Raw genomic sequence first — 18,581 nt, 5'->3', positions numbered from 1 at the left:
AGTTACTGCCGTCTTAAAACTTTAATCAGATCTTTTTCTAACCATAAAAAGTTTGCACGAAAAAGGTTAAAAATGATCCAATAAAAAATCCGATACCAGATTAATGGTATCGGATTCTATAATGGAAGATTATAGCAAATGTAAAATAATTCTTAATTAAATTAAACCTGTTTATAACCTAGCCGTTTTAAGTAAATTAAAACTTACTTCTGAAGCCAACATAGAATGTTTGACCAATTGGGTCATAAGTTCCAGCATCGGTCTCTGTACCAGTACTTGAACCAGAAACACCAGTCACTATACGAGGAGGCTCTTTATCAAACAAGTTATTAGCACCTGCGTATAATTCAACAGAATCATTGAAGTGATAGCTTGCTTGCACATCATGGTAAGTTACTGAGCCAATACCAATAGAACCGGCAGGTATATCAAAACCACTTAGGAATTGATCATCGAAGTCTGCACTACCTATGTAAGTCAAGCTCCAGTTGAAGTCAAAGTCATTTAGCTTATATCCAAAGTTCCAATTTGCTTTATGCTCTGATGCACCAATTTCTCCAGCAAACTCGTCTTTAGCAGCACCTGGTAGTGGGATGTTATAACCATCGATCAGGTAAGTATAAGCTAGTCGTGTTCTAAAAGCACCTGGTCCAATATCAGCACTGTAAGTCATTGTTAAATCAACACCTTCAGTACCCAAACCACCACTGTTTGATACACCACTATCAATAAACTCAATTGAACCAGCACTATTATTACCAGATGAAGTACTACGACGAGTTATGAAATTACAAAAATCTTTGTCGCCTCCGCCATAACACTGATCTAAAATAAACTGTCGAGGAGTTGAAACGATTGCGTCATCGATTTCAATATCAAAATAATCAAGCGTGATATCAAGCCCAGAAATCAACTCTTCAGGTGTAAATACAACACCAACAGTTACTGAATTACCAACCTCTTCAGATAAATCTGGGTTACCACGGTTAAAGCCGCTTATACCTTGTAAATCTGACTGGTTAAGAGTAAACGAACCATTTGTAGCAATATTGTTGGCAATACCAGAATCTGCACGACATGCATCGCCCGCAGCACCACCACCACTACTAGTTACACCTTGACATGGATCATTAAGACCGCTTGGGAAGGTTTGCGATGGTGGAGAGAATAACTCATCAATATTAGGTGCTCGAGTAGAGCGAGCGCGTGTTGCACGTATGCGCAATGAATCTGAAACTGCCCAATCTAAGCCAACATTCCAGCTTTCAGTATTTCCAACCGTCGAGTAATCAGATAAGCGAACCGCAGCATTCATGGTTACAGACTCAAGTAAAGGAATATTAGCTTCAACATAATATTCGGTTACATCAAATGAACCTTCTGTAGCAGGTATTGCATTACCAGCATTTAAACCTGATTGCTGAAGAGCATCAAATTCACTTCGAGAGAATTCTTCGCGATATTCAAAGCCTGCTGCAATGCCAATCATACCTGCAGGAAGTTCAAATAAATCGCCAGAAACATTACCACCAACAATTTCCTGCTCAACCGAAGTTGATAGCATGCTAGGAGCTCTTACAAAATCAATAGCTTCTTGAGAAAGCGAGTTGTAGCCAAAAATATTGACTGGCGCACAATTAAATCCTCGTGAAGTTTCGTCAATACAGATAGCTTCATTAGTAATACCATCCTGATCTAAATCTAAAGTATCTGTAACAGCAGCTAAGCCCTGACGGAAGCTTTGAACATTTACTAAGCCACTAGAAATCTGAGATTCCTTTGTTTTCCCGTATACATAGTAAGTATCATAGAACCAGTTATCATTAATTTGACCTTCGAAACCTAGAGCGAAACGGAAAGTATCTCTGTCTGCTTTAGCACCTCGGTTACCAATATCGCTTAATCGTTTTGCAAAAAAGATATCGCGACGACCATCGCCATCTGTATCCGTTGCCGCATTAAAGATATCATCTGGTACAAAAGCATTACGCAATAATGCACCGTTAACTTCAAATTCAATCGGAACTCGACCGTTTGCATAAATGTCATCTGAAGCGAATGGGAAAGGTTCTAGCTGTGTATCTGTAGAAGTTGCCGCATAAGTACCTTCAAAGAAGAAACTGTGATTTTCTGAAAGTTCATAGCTACCATTAGACGCAAACAAATAACGCTCCGTTGGGATAGCTATTGTACGAACACCGCTTCTGTTGAAACCATCAGCTGCAGTTGTCTCACTGCCATTTGTGCTAAACCCGTTCTTAAGATTATTACTTGCATCGTAAGTAAAGCGAGAGTCTCCAGCATCAAAACGACCTTGTGGTGGGAATGATGAATAAAACGGACTAACCGCATCAAAAATCGCTCCTGGGTTTGCAGCCGGATCATCTTCAAAGTAAATTCCAGAATATTGGTCTACAGCTGAACGCTTGCGATCTCGAGAAAATACAGCTCCTTGATCAGAATAACCCAAATGGAACATTGCTTGACCCTTACCGTCGGCACTACTTAGGCCTGAAGTAAAAGAGAACTGTCTTGACTGATCATCACCCTCTTTAGACTCACCATACTGACCTTCAAATTCAATACCTTCGTAACCATCTTTAAGCACAAAATTAACTACACCAGCTACAGCGTCAGAGCCGTATACTGATGAGGCACCCCCAGTCATAATTTCTACTCGCTCAATGAACTGGCTTGGGATTGTATTTAAATCTACTGCTGAACTTCCAGGAACACCAGATACATAACGTCGACCATTAACCAGTACTAATGTACGAGCAGATCCCAAGTTACGAAGATCTACTGTTGCAACACCTGCACTTGCTGTAGAAAAATTAGAGTTTGTTCGGCTTATAGCTGGTGAACCAAACGCAGGGTTTTCTAACAACAAATCTTGAATATTTAATGAACCTGATGAGTCAATAGCTGAACCATCAATAACTTGGATTGGTGCAGAAGACATTGCCTCTACTGAGCGAATACGTGAACCCGTGACTTGAATACGTTCAACTTTTTCTACGCCTTCTTCTGCAGCAAATGAACTTGCTGAGAAAGCAGCAGTAGAAGCTGCACCAAAAGCGATCGCTAAGCGAACTGCTTTTGAAACTTTGTTATTTAACATTTGATTCTCCCTAGAATACTATTTGTTTTTGTATTTTTTTGATCACACCTTGTTAATTAATTTGTGATCACGCTTCAGATGATAATACTTCAAACACAAGTCGGTCAACATTAAATTAACTTTAAAAGCACTTTGCATGACTTTTCATTATCATTTTTGGCGGTATTTTATTAGTTTTTTAAATTAATTTATGGATACGATTTAGAAACAAACTTGAGAATTAAAAACAAGCCCACGTTAAACAATTGATTTTTATAGATTTGAATAAATAATTTTTTAAATTACGCTTTGTGTTCTTTTTAGATAAAATTGTAACCAAGGCCACAATTGTTAATTTACCTTTAAATTTTTTATTCACCTTTAAAGTTTATAGGCGAATAATTAACTATAAAAGACTTTTTAAGCTCATAGTTAAGCTAAAACAACGAGGCTTGTGTAGATTCAGATGTTGTGTTTAATGCGCTTAATATCATTTGCGCAACAGGGTCGAGCTGTCTTTGAATGTACAGTGGGTAGTTCAGAGTGTTTTTACCGTTATAAAGCTCAGCGCCGGTTACTGCGTAAACATATTCAATCACTTGTCCGCGTTTTATTTCAAACTCAGGATGATTCGCTTTATATTTTTTAACGGCTTGAACATGAGGAGGAATATTTTTTATGTAATCGTTAAGGTGCTGCCCTAGGCGCTTTCTGTAAACTAATTTACGGTCAAACTCACCATCATAAAGTTTTTGAGTGTAGCTATTTATAATATCGTGCAGTTGTTGCACCTCGAAGTTGTCAGTAAATAAAGTCTCAAATAATTCGGTTTGAAACTCTTGTGCAAACTCAGTCCAGTCACTACGTACCGTTTCCATACCTTTAAATACTAATTTTTTTTCATTATTTTTGGTTACTTGCCCTACATAACGCTTTTTAGAGCCTGTTTTTTTACCCCTAATAGTTGGCATAAAAAACGGGGTGTAATGAGTTTCAAATTCAATTTCTAAATAACTATGTAAATCATAGCGTTGTTTTAAATCAGCTTGCCACATGGTATTAATATGATGAACAAGTTGGCAGCCAATTTCGTTACACTCCTCAGGACTTGTATCTTCACAAAGTTTTACAAACGTAGAGTCGGTATCACCGTAAATTACTTCGTAACCTTGCGCTTCTATCCATTTACGGGTTGTTTGCATTATCTCATGACCACGTAACGTGATAGAACTCGATAAACGCGGGTCGTAAAACCGACAGCCCTTAGAGCCGAGTACGCCATATAAACTATTCATAATAATTTTAATCGCTTGCGAGAGCATAGGTTGATTAGACTCTTTTGCCTCTTGGCGTGTTTGGGTGAGGTGTGCAATTAATTTGGGGAGATGGTGCTGCGTTCTTGAGAATAACGCCTGATTAAATCCTTCAACCGCTTGCTCTGGTGCATTTAATCCAGCTATTAACCCTAAAGGGTCAATACAAAACGTACGCATAATTGAAGGGTATAAGCTTTTAAAATCAAGTACCAAAACGTTTTTATAAAGTCCCGGAGTCGACTCCATCACATAGCCACCTGGGCTCTCAAATGAGAGCCCATGATCGCCTAAATTGGGTGCAACATAACCACTGCGATGTAATAGCGGTAAGTATAAGTTTGTAAATGCGGCAACAGAGCCACCCATGCGTTCCAGCTCAAGCCCTGTTATTTGGGTTCTGACTATGGCAAATTCAAATAACTTTAATTTTTCGAAAATTTGATTAACCAAAATACAATCTTGACGATTATAAGCCGCTAGAGAAAGCTTATCTTCGTTAAATTGACGAACAATTTCAGTTAATCGGTTATCGGTTTTTATTAACTTTGATTCATTGAGTACCCGCTCTGCAACATTAGCTAATGAAAAGCTATCAAATCGGTAAGTCGCATTTTTTAATGTATCAATGCCATCAATGACGCACCGCCCTGGAAGAGTCAATCGGGTGTAATGGCCTTTATTAATATATAACGGTTGATTATCTCGGCCAAAGTTTAGAGTAAGCCCTAACGCCTCAGCGCGTTCTTGCAATAAACTAAAGTCAAAATCAATAACATTCCAACCAATAATAACATCAGGATCGTTATTTATAATGTACTGCTGCAACTTGGTAAGCAGGTTAATTTCGTCATAGCACCAGTCAATTTCAAATGTCGAATCACTTTGCTGCGGCTCCCCTATCATCAATACACAATCTAAGCCATTTCCCACAAGTGCTACACTAAATAACACCCCATCGCCATTACATTCTATATCCAAAGAAACAGACTTAAGCGTTGGCGTGTAATCTTTGTTTGCTTTTAACTTTGCGTCACTAATTTCAATAAAGCCGTTTTGAGCTTTGGCGTTACCCGTTACCCATACACCTCCTTTAATAAAGCGCTCCATTAAAAAGCGGTCGCTGTGGCGTACATCGGCCTCATAAATTGGCATTGCTTGTTCTAGTAGAGTTCGCGCAGTATATAAACTATGTATGTCGTTGAAGTAACAAGCCACACATTCGCTGCCACTAAAATGGCACAGCTCAACCTTATTAAACTGCGCTTTTATATTTGCCTGTGCGAGTAAAGTATTTGCAGTATGTTGCGCTGACAATGGGATGAAAAACACTGCCTGCTGGTTTTCAATAATAACTTTAAGTGGGCCCTGATCAGAGCTCAGCCAATAGCACAAAGTAATACCTTGCGTATTTTTAGCGCTGTATTGTTGCCTTGATAAAATAAAGCCCTGATAGATTGCTTGTGTCAATGTTCGATCCCACTTAATATATACACTGTAATTATATACATATTTTAGGTTAATCATCACATGCTATCGAGCTCACTTAAAAAAACAATTAGACAAGTACACCAGCATGTTGCAAATAACCTAACCGATTACCGCCCTCGCAGTAGTCAAAACTATTTAGTTGCTGAAATCGCCAAAACATTAGCCGGTGAATACCATAAAAAACAACGTATTTGTGTTATTGAAGCAGGTACCGGCACCGGAAAGTCATTAGCTTACTGCCTAGGCGCTCTGCCACTGGCATTAGCACAAAAAAAGAAATTGGTTATTTCTACGGCTACTGTGGCTTTGCAAGAACAATTAATAGCTAAAGAGCTACCATTTTTTAAAAAGCACTCAGGACTCGATTTTAAATTTGATTTAGTCAAAGGTCGCCAACGTTATATTTGTGCACACAAACTTCATAATGCACTAAACAGCGATAGCCAAACTCAAATGGAGTTTATGCCTACCCTTACATCGCCATTAAGCGATATGGAAACTAAGTGCTTAAAGCAACTTTACGATGCCTATATCAATAAAAAATGGCAAGGTGATAGAGACAGCTGGGCCGATACCATTCCTGATAGAGTATGGGGGCTCATTGCTTGTGATAAACATGCCTGCCAACGCCAGATGAAAGCACACCAAACATGTCCTTTTCAACTGGCTCGCCAGCAGTTAATGCAAATGGATGTATTGGTTATAAACCATTCGTTACTGTTAGCCGATTTAGACTTAGGGGGCGGAAAAATTTTACCCGAGCCCGACAATACCATTTATGTAATCGATGAAGCGCACCACCTTGCACATATTACCCGCGACTTTTCATCTGCCGCCGCCACAATAAAAGGCACGATAGATTGGCTCGACAAACTTACTAAATTCAGTGGCAAAATGGCCAAAGTGTTAGTGGGTCAAAAAGGTATTGGGCAAAACTTTAAGTTATGCGATAGCGTTAACGATGCTAACAAAGATTTAAAAGTGGTGCGCGATATACTCGACAACGCTGATTTTGAATATTCTAAAGACGATACCTATCGCTTTGAACATGGTGAAATCCCTAAATCGTTACACGCAAAAGCAAAAGATATTAGCGAAGCCACGCTTGATGCTTTACGGTATTTGAATAAGATGCACGACACCCTCACCCAAGATGTAAGCGACGGTGATATTAAACCTTATGTTGCCGACCCCATTTTGGCTGAAAGCGGGCAATACATAAACCGATTAGAGCAACTTAATAAATTATGGTTTAGTTACGCCACTAAAGGCGAAGGTACGCCGCATGCGCGTTGGATAAAACGGCTTGAATATAAAAGCCATCACGACCATCTGCTTAGCGACTGCCCGATTGAAGTCGGTTATTATTTAAAAGATAAGCTGTGGAGCGAATGTGCTGGAGCCGTGTTATGTTCAGCTACCTTGAGCGCACTCGGTTCATTTGATCATTTTGCCTATGAAAGCGGCCTTGCCAAAGAAGAAGGGGTAAAATTCATTAAAGTCCCCTCTCCGTTTGACTACCCAAAACAAGCCACTTTACGCATTCCGGCCTCAAGTATAGAGCCAACAGATAAAGAATTTAGCGATCATATTGCTAAAACATTACCCGAATATCTGAACACTAAAAAAGCCAACTTAGTGTTGTTTGCCTCTTACTGGCAAATGGACCATGTAAGTAAGTTTCTTAGAACAAAGGGATTTAACTTATTAGTACAAGGTGAAATGTCACGAGAAGCTTTACTCAAATTACATACTAAAAATATTGATGAAGGCAAGGGCAGTATTTTATTTGGTACCCAAAGTCTTTCTGAAGGGCTTGATTTACCTGGGAAGTATTTAGAAAACCTGATTATTACCAAAATTCCGTTTGCGGTGCCCACCTCGCCTATCGAAGAAGCGCAAGCAGAGTTTGTGCAAAGTAAAGGCGGTAATCCGTTTTTATCGATAACCGTCCCAGACGCAGCAAAGAAATTGGTACAAAGCTGTGGTAGACTGCTGCGTAAAGAAAGTGATGCAGGCACAATAACTATTTTAGATAGACGCCTAGTCACCAAACGATATGGCAAAGCCATGCTTGACACCTTACCACCTTTTAAAAGACAAATAGATTACTGATGTTTGAACTTGCACTCGACCCAACAACTTGGGCTATTTTATGTGGCGTTGCACTTTTAGCTGGCTTTATTGATGCTATTGCTGGCGGCGGTGGATTACTCACTGTACCAGCACTGTTAACGGCAGGATTACCTCCTCATTTAACGCTTGGCACTAATAAATTGGCCGCCAGTTTTGGCTCGTTAACGGCCAGTATCACCTATTATAAAAAACAACTATTTAACCCACGATTTTGGTTTGCTTCTATTATGGCTACCGCCATAGGTGCTTTGTTAGGCACACTTATTGTTGATCATTTAAGTATCGAGTTTTTAAATAAGCTCTTACCCATTATTATTATTTTAGTGGCTTGCTACAGCTTGTTTGGTAATTTAAGTACCACACAAAGTGATGATCTGCCTAAATTAACCCGCACAATAAAAGTAAAACAGTGGCTACAAGGATTAAGCCTAGGTTTTTTTGATGGTTTAGCTGGGCCTGGAACGGGAACTTTTTGGACTGCCTCAAACGGTATGCTTTATAAAATGAGTTTGCTACTCAATTGTGGTTTGGCGCGTTCAATGAATTTTGTTTCTAACTTCATCTCTCTGATCACCTTTGTTGCACTTGGCCATGTTAACTTTTTACTGGGAATTACAATGGGCTTCTTTATCATGCTTGGTGCATGGTTTGGCGCACATTCAGCTATTCGTTTTGGCAGTAAATTTATTCGCCCAGTATTTAATACTATGGTTATACTTTTAGCGTTAAAACTAATTTACGAGGCATACTTTTAATATGCAATCTGCTGCTTTAGACAAACTACGCCAACAAGTTGCTACGCTTAAGCAACAAGCTGAGCAATTTGATAAAGCAAAATTATTTGCTAAAAATCGTTATATGCAGGCACAGCCAAGCTTATTTGACAGAGCCGTGTTTAGCACCAAAAGTATGAACTTAGCCGACTACGTAGTAGAAATAGAAGATGAAATAGCTAGCTTACCACCGAGCGAACACCGCCATGCCTACACTTACGCACTTGAGCGTATTGCCAGTCAGGTACAAGCGGTATTTAATGTTATTAAATCGACCCCTATTTGGGTGAAAGAAAATAAAAGTCATTATAAGCCTCGTGCTAAACAGCCTGTTTATAAACAAGCGGTGCAAAAAATCATGCAATCATCCCACGAGTTATATGACGAACTTAAACAAAACCATGAATTTGAACGCCGCCTGGTATTAATGATTGAAGAGCGTAAATTGCAAATGGAAAAAGCATCGCCTGCGCAAGCACAAAAGCTTAACCAGGAAATTTTAACCACTCATGCACGACTCGGCCGTTGTAGAAAAGCGATTTCTGCCACCGAAGACAAAATTCAACAAGTAGAAAAACAACAGCTACGCTAATGCAGCTTTATTACCACGAACTGTACTCGCAGCTAGAATTACCTGACCGCCATCGATTTCCAATTAAAAAGTATCAGCAGCTCAAGCATGAAGTTGAATGTCTAGGGTCTGTTGACCTTTGCAGATTAAAATTTGTTCAAACTAGGGGCGATTTAATCGCGGCGCGAGGTTTGTAACCTAGTGGGCTAAGTAAAAACCGAGCAAAGCTTCCGCGTCCTGCTCACGCCCCTTACCTACATCCATGTAGGCAACAAAGAGTAAATCGCCCCTAGGCAGAACCCGAAGGGCAGCGCCTGTTTGGCATTAATGCTGCGTTATCACCTATTTATGGGGAATAACCACACCACATAGGCTCTGCCTTGCCTAAATACCAAACAGACTGCTGCAAATTCAACCTTGAAAGGTCAACAGACCCTGGGCTACACCCAATTTATATCGCCTTCGCCTGCAACTACAGCGCAGTTAAGCTTATGCCATAGCTCAGATTATATTGCTGACTTTTTAAACGGGTCGTTGACTGACAAAGCGGTGAAGAAAATGGGATTTCCTCACTCTTATAAACTTGTTGAGCGAACTCTTTACTCTGTTGGTGCCAGTATTCAAGCCGCTGAAACAGCACTTGAAAGTGGTTTAGCGGCTAATTTAAGTGGCGGCTATCACCATGCTTACAGCAATTACGGCAGTGGCTTTTGTATTTTTAATGATTTAGCCATTGCGGCAGCGCACCTTATTGCAACAGAGCAAGCCGATACTGTATTAATATTTGATTGTGACGTACACCAAGGTGACGGTACCGCGCAAATAACCCAACAGCACGAGCAGATAATTAGCTGCTCAATTCACTGTGAACAAAACTTTCCTCGGCAAAAACAGCACTCAAACTACGACTTTGCCTTACCTGCAAACACCACAGATGCAGAGTATTTAACAACACTAGAGCAAGCTCTTGAGTTATGTGTTCGCCTCCACCAGCCCGATATTATTTTATATAATGCGGGCGCCGATATTTATACCAAAGACGAACTCGGCTTATTTGATGTTTCTCTAGCTGGTGTGTATAAACGCGACTTTGCTGTTCTTAACTTTTGTAAGCAGCGAAACATACCGCTGATGTGCGCTTTAGGTGGGGGTTATCAACGTAACATCAATGATTTAGTCAGTGTCCATAAACAACTATTTAAAGCGGCTCTCGATTTATAACAGTCCTTGGTATAGACTCATTACAGACAATAAAAAAGAGTGACAGGAATATGCGATTAGATGACGACATACACAATTTTTACGAAAAACTCGTTTTAGAAGAAATAGAAAAACGTAAACTTAATGAGCGTTACAACGACGATGTAATGGCTGACTTTTGCTGTACCGTACTCAATCAGTTACCCCCACGTTATATTCGATACGATGTAGACATGGCGTTTTATCTAACCCAAACAGATCGTATGGACATGGAACAACGCGTTGAACTTGCCATTAACTTTGCGATTGATCAGATTGCTAAAAAGAAAGATATTAATGAGTAAACCGCTAGAAGACGCCCCTACACACATAAAACTGGCTGTTGATTTAATTATGATATTAGAGCAACACGATGTAGAGCCCGAAGAAGTATTAAAAGCGCTCGATATCGTAAAAAGTGACTTTGAAAATAAAGTAACAAAGCGCACTTAGCGCTTTTTACTTCCTAAACGCAAACCCTATTTGTAGATTGTTGTACCAGTAACAATAACTGCGCGGCCGCTTTAGCATCATCTAATGCACGGTGATGGTTAGTTAAATCTAAATTAAAGTGTGCAGATAAATTCCCCAGTGAGTACGACTTTAATCCCTTAAATGCTTTACGTGATTCAACAACGGTACATAGTTTTGGCATTTTAAAGTTGATTCCCAGCCCCTCAAGCTCTTTTTTAATAAAGCCATAATCAAAATTAACATTGTGAGCGACAAAAATACTACCCGAAAGCTTATCTAATAAAGTCGAAGCAATGTCGCTAAATATAGGCGCATCACTTACCATGGCGTCGTTGATACCGGTTAGTTTAGTAATAAAACGAGGGATAGGCCGCTCTGGGTTTATCAGCGTAGTCCATGTATCAATAATGTTGCCTTGCTGTATTTTAACAACACCAATTTCGGTAATTCGATTACCACCCTTTAATCCCCCTGTTGTTTCAATATCTACCACACTATAAATCCGCTTAGGATCTACATACCAGTTTACCGCTGCAATATTTACGATAAAGCCACAGCTTTTTAAATTATCGATACTCACTAGTTGGTTTCTTTTGAGCTTATCGCCAGGCGCTTTAACCTCTTCAAAATGAACGGCGTTACTATCAACAATCATTAAATCGGGATAACCATCTTTTAATTGTCGGTAGTTTTTTGCCATATTTTTTAAATGCTGAAGTAAAGCCGTTATTGGGCTATTTAATATAAGCATCTCTACTGGCTTTAAAACATCTGGGTGCCACCTAAATAAGCCATTTGGTTGCTCATAATACTTCGCGGCATGGTTACACACTAAACGCAGCAATTTGGGGGTACTATTACACGCAGCCAGCCGCGCTTCTATTTGTGAGGATTGATTTAAGTAAAAGGAGTCTGTTTTTAACGCTTGTGGGAAAATATCAAATTCATTGCAGGGTGGGGTTGGGGTTTCAATAAAAAGTTCCTGCCAAAAAACCAGCGCAAATAAGCTTTGCCACAAGGTATTCTCAGTATAAAAAACGTGTTTACCTTGGCGAGTGTAGTGATCACTTACACCTAACTCAACATCGCCACGGTAAAGTTCATCAACTTCTATAATACAGCGTGTACTGGCTAACATTTCACTAAGCCGTGAGCGTGTTTGCTTGTTAAATTTGCGCATTAAAAAGTCATCCGCAAAGTACAGTAACTCATCGGTGAGCGGGTTTTCTATAATTTGCTCAAGCTGCTTTTTTACCCATTGCTTATTGCCTTGTCGATATTGCTCCCTTATTTGAATTTCTAAGGCTTGTGCATCGTCTTCGCAAGCATTAAGTACATCAAACGCAAGTGTTGGGTTAGTTGCTTTTAGTTGCTTATAAAGTATAACCAGTAACTTGTTTTTTAACTCTTGTGCAATAACCCCCAACGCTACTTCATTTATTAGCTGCTTTGCTAGTACCTCTCTTTCATTGTCATCTTTTGTATTTTTAAGCGTTAGTCGCAAACGGTTTAATGCATAGTTAGACTGCGCTTCCTCTATTGAATCAAAGCGCGACAAGCTTTCACTATGCTCTTGCCTAACAGGTGTTACGCCTAAATCTCGCAGTACAAATCGATTTTGATGATTAATATCGCCTGCACTGAGCCTGCCGATATATAAAAATTCAAAATACTCGTAATACTCTTCTCTATTATTTATCACGTACTGATTATATAAGTGTGCAAGACACTCTGGCTTAGATTCAAAGAATGAACTAGCTATTTCAACTAAGTTACTTTTAGCAGCGCTTTTTTTAAATAATGGTGGTTGTTCTTGCTTTTCTAGCAGCTCTATTAAGGCCGGTTTTGTTAGGTGACTTAGTAGTTGCCTATGATCTTTATTAGAGGGTTCTACAATTAACTTTGCCGCTTTTAATTTAAAAAGTGCTTGGTATGGCGAACTAATTTCTTCGTAGTTTAATGATTGGGTTTGAACTAAATAAGGCTTACGAGAATAAATGCGCGCCAACATACACTGGCTCTGCTCGTCGAGCGTATTTATTTTACTAATAAATGAAATATGCTTTTGCTCGAGTAAATGCATGCATTTCTCGCTCACAAACGTTAATAGCTCTCTAAAATGTGCCAAATAATATTTCGCTGGTAACTCTTTTTTCATAAAACCGCCCACACTGTATATAAAAACAGTATCTAGTATCTCGTTATTTTTATCAACCCAATAAATTTTTATGCATACGTATTACTATTGAAATATCTTTTTTAGCGTGATCACTCTGTGCTAAGGTTGCCAGCAAATTTAGTGCTACTTTAACTTCATTACACATAATAAAAATTAGGATTGAACAACATGACGACACAGCATGCAACTAAAGGTGAGCATAGCGCACAGACTAAGTGCTCGCTTTTATATGTTATTTTTATATCGGCCATTGCCGCTATTGGTGGCTTTTTATTTGGTTTCGATTCGGGCGTTATAAACGGCACCGTATCGGCATTAGGTAATACATTTAACTCAAGCAGTGTTGCAACTGGTTTTAATGTTGCATCTGTATTATTAGGTTGTGCGCTGGGGGCTTTAGCTGCTGGCCCATTAGCTGACAAATTTGGCCGTCGCGCTATTATGATTGTCACTGCCATTATATTTGCAGTCAGCGCTTTTGGCTCTGGGGTTGCCGATAGTTCTGCTGAGTTTATTTTTTACCGCTTATTTGGCGGATTAGGCATAGGGGCAGCCTCTGTTTTAGCACCTGCTTATATTGCAGAAGTAGCACCAGCAAGTTTACGTGGTCGTTTAGCGACATTACAACAACTCGCTATCGTACTTGGTTTATTCGCAGCCTTTTTAAGTAATTACCTAATTGCTAACGCCGCTGGCGGTGCCGAAGGTATTTTAATGTTAGATTTAGCCGCATGGCGCTGGATGTTTTGGGCTGAACTTGTTCCTGCAGGCTTATTTTTAATTGGCGTACTTTTTATTCCTGAGTCACCGCGTTACTTAGTCGCACAAGGCAAGCTTAAACACGCTAAAACTGTATTTAATAAAATTTCAAACGATGATGCTGATGCGCAAATCAATGACGTAAAGCAGTCTCTGAAAAGCGATAAAAAACCAAGTATTCGCGATTTATTTATCGATGGCAGTAAAAAGGTACACCCTATTGTTTGGGTGGGTGTGGCCTTGTCAGTGTTTCAACAATTTGTTGGTATTAACGTGGTATTTTATTACGGTTCAGAGCTTTGGCAAGCCGCTGGTTTTGATGAATCACAATCACTGTTTATAAACGTGCTTGCGGGTACCACTAATATTTTGTCTACTTTTATTGCTATTGCTTTAGTTGATAAAGTGGGACGTAAGCCATTGTTACTGGTAGGTAGTATAGGTATGTTTATTAGTTTAAGTGCACTTACCTACACCTTTGGCAGTGCAGGCCTTGATGAAGCGGGCAAGTTAGCACTTAGCGAAAATATGGGTACCTTTGCTTTAATAATGGCTAACCTGTTTGTGGTATTTTTTGGTTTAAGCTGGGGCCCAATTGTGTGGGTACTGCTTGGTGAAATGTTTAATAACCGCATTCGCGGCGCCGCGCTTGCAGTTGCTGCTAGTGCGCAGTGGATAGCTAACTTTGCTATTACTATGACCTTCCCTATCATGCTAGGTAGTATTGGTTTAGCTGGCGCTTATGGCTTTTATGCCTTATCGGCATTTATTAGTGTATTTTTTGTGGTCAAATACATCAAAGAAACACGCGGTATGAAATTAGAGTCAATGTAATTACTTAGCCTGAGTAGCATCGACTTGCCATTAGTTTACTCAGGCTAATCCTCCGTCCTATTATCTTTCTGCTCATAAAACTAATTAGATACATTTAACCATTTGGCAAGCGAATACTCTCTGGCACGGTGTAAGCTTTTGCCTGTTGAACCATTATCAACTGAGTATATTACCAATCACAGTGTATAAATCATCACTATTAATTGGTTTGGCAATAAAGTCATCCATACCGGCTATTAAGCATCGCTGTTTATCTTCTTCATAGGCATTAGCCGTAATCGCTACTATAGGCACTCGCCAACCTGTTTTAAGTTCCATAACTCTAATCGTACGTGTGCATTCATAACCATCCATGTTAGGCATTTGGCAATCCATTAAAATCAAATCAAACGATTGCTCTTTTAATACATCAAGAGCCTTAATACCATCCTCGGCCATAACAACCACAGCTTTAGTCGGCTCCAACATTTTTGAAATAACCTGCCGATTTATCGCATTATCTTCTACCAACAGTATGTGCTTACCCAGCAGATTTGGTTGCAAAGCTGCTTTTTTAGGTAAGGTTGAGGGAGCGTCTGCTGACTCTGGTGCACTAATACTAAACGCAAACGTACTACCTTTACCCTCTTCGCTGTTTAACTGAATTTCACCGCCCATCATTTTTATCAGCTTTTGAGAAATAGCCAACCCGAGCCCTGTTCCCCCATATTTACGAGCAACGCCCACATCAGCTTGAGTAAATTCGCTAAATAACAGTGATTGCTGTGCCTTCGCAATACCAATGCCACTATCTTCAACGCTAACTTGAAGCTTATTATCGTGATAATCAAACGACAAATTCACAAAGCCTTGCTGCGTAAATTTATACGCATTAGAGAGTAAATTAATGATCACCTGATTTAAGCGTAATTCATCAACACTAATGCACAGTGGCAAATTCTTAGATTGAATAACCGTAAATTCTACCTCTTTGGCAGCAACAATAGAGGAAAATAAAGAACGTATATTTTCGATAAATGGAGTTAGCTGCGTAGGCTTAATATTTAACTCCATGGCATTTGCTTCAATTTTAGAAAAATCTAAAATATCGTTAAGAATATTAAGCAAGTTTTTTGCACTTTTTTGTTGTGTGATTAACAACTCCTTTTGTTCGGTACTTAAGGACTGATCTCGAAGCAAAACCTCTCCCATACCTAATATGCCATTCATAGGTGTTCGAAGTTCGTGACTCATGTTTGCTAAAAATTGTGACTTAGCAATATTTGCTTCATTGGCGAGTTTAACTGCTTGTGTTAATTCAGTTGTTTGCTCTGCGACTTTCTCTTCTAATTGCTGATTAAAATGACTAAGCTGTTTATTGAGATCTTCATTTTTTACATTAGAAGTTTGCAAACTTTTAATTGAGTGTTGTAGTGCATTGCCCAACATTTCAAATTGTTGCTGTAGTTGCAGCACTTCATACCAACTAGAATCTGTATTAAATACGTGTTTTTTAGTTTTACTAAAGCTATTAATTAAATGAGTGAGCTCTATGATGGGTTTAACCAACAAATGGGTAAATTTATGAATAAATAAAACCACTAGTGCAATAGAGCATAATCCTAATAACATAGTAGGCAACCATGCAGCCACTACCACCATAGTTAAATGTTTACGATTATATAACGATATAACCTGCCAACCTGTGTTGTCGTCAACATACTGATTTGTATGGTACATCTCGTTATCATTTGAGCGAAAAAGTTGATTGCCACTGAGGCTTTGAAGACTAAGTTCCTGCTGCTTAAAATCACTGAGCGCAGCAAACTGGCTTAACGAACTAAATACCACTTTTTTATCTGCATCTAGAACAAGTAAATCCCCATTATATTCAAATAAATTTGGTATAAACCGCTCTAATTGATCTAGCTTAAGTGATCCCTCAACGACCCCATAAAACTCATCATTTTTATAAATCGGGGCGGAAAGCGCTACAATGGGTTGATCGCCTAATCCTCTGCCTTGAAAAACACCACTGATGTAGCCCAACGGGAACTGCTGAGCTTGAGCAAAATAAGGACGATCATTAATATAACGCTGACTCTGACTCAAACCACTGAGTAATTCACTCGGCATACTTTTCTCGACATAACCTTCAGAGCTGGCATATAGACTAGTTACAAAGCCAGGATATAATTCCATTAGCCGCTCTAACTGCTGTTGTATTGATACCCCAGCACTTATTGCATCACTGGTTATTACCATGGCACTTTTATGAAACAATAAATAATCACTCAGCTGGGCACTGATCGAACGAGATTTTTCTTTAAGTTGAGTGTTTACTTCGTATTCTAAGCGCGAATAATGCTGATTAACCAAAAAGGCACTGGTGATCAAAACCACTAAAGCAATAATTATACTTACAACATAGCTTAATATTCGGGCCAGAGGCTGCCCTTGATAAGCTCGGCTTGCATGGGGGACAAATATACTCACCAAGTCAACCAAAGCCAACGCTATCATAGCATTGATTAAGTATTTTGAGGCAGCCACAACAAGTGTGAGCCAAGGCAGGCCTATAACAAAGTGACCCAAAACCCACACCAGTGGTAAGCCCACTAAAAACCAAAATACGGCGCCTAAAGGAAGTATTGGCTTAGAACGCTTTAAACAAAAGACATAAAGCCAAAATAGCTCAAGTACATAAACAACACTGGTCCAGCTATGCCCCCAGCGATAAAATAAAAAACCAGTTACAATCGCTAAACTAAGAAGAGAATAACGAAGCCCTGCAAACACTAGGCTAAGTATTACAAACGTCTGACCAAATAAAAATTCAGAGCTATCAAAAAAATACAGAGGTAGAAGGTTAGCGCAACCTCCAATAAGCCCGAGTAATATTGCCAGCGCCCATTTATTCCTCTGAGATGCCATATTGACCCTTTATAGCTTTATTGAACACCTGCGGTGTATAGTATAATCACGAGTTTTAATTATTACTTACCCGTTAGCTATTGTCTATAATGACAAAAAATTAGCTAAGTGCGTAAAAGCTAGAATTAGCGTACGAATAACAAAATAAAATATTAGAAAATAGATAAATGGAATTTTAATACACCCAAATGTTGTTTGAAGTATAAGTTGGCATAAGAACATATGCTTTTACTGAGCTACAGCGTCGTAAGTGAAGTATAACTTGGCATAAAATTGAAGTATATAATGGCATAAAGTTACCAAATACAGGCTTTATGTAGCTAACCACTTAATAATGCAGCCCAGTTTAGTTGACTGCTCTGTGCCCAGACTGTGTGAAAACTCTGATCACCTTTTGGTCTAAGTATGTTCTGCTTATGATCTATTAATCTATACATTTAGTTCACTTAATATACTGATATTTATATAATTAGACTATTGATTCAGTTGAGGGTTGAGGCAGTATGTCAAAGTTTATAAGCGGTGAAAGTCGTGACCAATCAACGTTATTTCCAGAATCGTTGGAAGATTACGTCAGTGAAGATAATACGGTCAGAGTGATTGATGTTTTCATTGAGGAACTAAATCTAGCTGAATTGGGGTTTAAAGGATTAACTTTAAAGTCCACAGGCCGCCCTAAGTATCATCCAGCCACATTATTAAAACTGTATCTTTATGGTTACCTCAACCGTATTCAATCATCCCGCCGATTAGAAACCGAATGCCAACGCAATATTGAACTGATGTGGCTACTTGGTAA

General features: G+C 39.1%; 12 protein-coding genes and 1 pseudogene. 9 read left to right on the top strand and 4 right to left on the bottom strand.

Features of this window, described 5'->3' with window-relative positions; translation table 11 throughout:
• Positions 1-196: 196 nt before the first annotated feature.
• Positions 197-2,962: a TonB-dependent receptor gene (locus tag L641_RS0107545; RefSeq protein WP_253944052.1), complete on the bottom strand. Its 2,766-nt coding sequence runs from the start codon at positions 2,960-2,962 to the stop codon at positions 197-199.
• A 575-nt stretch (positions 2,963-3,537) separates the two neighbouring features.
• Complete coding sequence (locus L641_RS0107540; protein WP_024601578.1) at positions 3,538-5,883, bottom strand: DNA polymerase II; 2,346 nt, start codon at positions 5,881-5,883, stop codon at positions 3,538-3,540.
• A gap of 60 nt (positions 5,884-5,943) precedes the next feature.
• On the opposite strand from L641_RS0107540, the gene dinG reads away from it, so the two are divergent.
• From dinG to L641_RS22855, 7 genes and pseudogenes are all read left to right on the top strand, one after another.
• Positions 5,944-8,019, top strand: coding sequence for an ATP-dependent DNA helicase DinG (gene dinG / locus L641_RS0107535; RefSeq protein ID WP_024601577.1), 2,076 nt, complete (start codon positions 5,944-5,946; stop codon positions 8,017-8,019).
• Entirely contained in the window at positions 8,019-8,795 is a 777-nt protein-coding gene (locus L641_RS0107530) for a TSUP family transporter (RefSeq protein WP_016898974.1), read from the top strand. The genes dinG and L641_RS0107530 overlap by 1 nt, the downstream gene beginning before the upstream one ends.
• Position 8,796: 1 nt before the next feature.
• Positions 8,797-9,405 (top strand): primosomal replication protein, encoded by a 609-nt coding sequence (locus L641_RS0107525; protein WP_024601576.1) that lies wholly within the window; start codon positions 8,797-8,799, stop codon positions 9,403-9,405.
• Positions 9,405-9,512: pseudogene (locus L641_RS23785) on the top strand (histone deacetylase); the annotation flags it as partial. The gene L641_RS0107525 and the pseudogene L641_RS23785, both read left to right, overlap by 1 nt.
• Positions 9,513-9,801: 289 nt before the next feature.
• Positions 9,802-10,605: a histone deacetylase gene (locus L641_RS0107515; RefSeq protein ID WP_024601575.1), complete on the top strand. Its 804-nt coding sequence runs from the start codon at positions 9,802-9,804 to the stop codon at positions 10,603-10,605.
• Positions 10,606-10,655: 50 nt separating this feature from the next.
• Entirely contained in the window at positions 10,656-10,928 is a 273-nt protein-coding gene (locus L641_RS0107510) for a late competence development ComFB family protein (RefSeq protein ID WP_024601574.1), read from the top strand.
• Entirely contained in the window at positions 10,921-11,076 is a 156-nt protein-coding gene (locus L641_RS22855) for a YbaM family protein (protein WP_076916060.1), read from the top strand. Before L641_RS0107510 ends, L641_RS22855 begins: the two co-directional genes overlap by 8 nt.
• Positions 11,077-11,089: 13 nt before the next feature.
• Here the strand turns inward: L641_RS22855 and L641_RS0107500 are convergent, their stop codons facing one another.
• Positions 11,090-13,255: an exonuclease domain-containing protein gene (locus L641_RS0107500; protein WP_024601573.1), complete on the bottom strand. Its 2,166-nt coding sequence runs from the start codon at positions 13,253-13,255 to the stop codon at positions 11,090-11,092.
• Between the two features lie 189 nt (positions 13,256-13,444).
• Here L641_RS0107500 and L641_RS0107490 point away from each other — a divergent pair, with 189 nt between their 5' ends.
• On the top strand, positions 13,445-14,869 hold the full coding sequence (locus L641_RS0107490) for a sugar porter family MFS transporter (protein WP_024601572.1): 1,425 nt from the start codon (positions 13,445-13,447) through the stop codon (positions 14,867-14,869).
• A 156-nt stretch (positions 14,870-15,025) separates the two neighbouring features.
• On the opposite strand, the gene L641_RS0107485 is transcribed toward L641_RS0107490, so the two are convergent.
• A complete protein-coding gene (locus L641_RS0107485) occupies positions 15,026-17,782 on the bottom strand; it encodes a response regulator (RefSeq protein ID WP_008110938.1) in 2,757 nt (918 codons plus the stop codon).
• A 503-nt stretch (positions 17,783-18,285) separates the two neighbouring features.
• Between L641_RS0107485 and L641_RS0107480 the strand changes: the two genes are divergently transcribed.
• The coding region (locus L641_RS0107480; protein ID WP_029750350.1) for a transposase at positions 18,286-18,581 on the top strand (296 nt) is incomplete at its 3' end.

The organism is Pseudoalteromonas sp. TB41, assembly GCF_000497975.1.
Taxonomy (GTDB): Bacteria; Pseudomonadota; Gammaproteobacteria; order Enterobacterales; family Alteromonadaceae; genus Pseudoalteromonas; species Pseudoalteromonas tetraodonis.
This window is presented reverse-complemented; position numbering and strand designations above follow the sequence as displayed.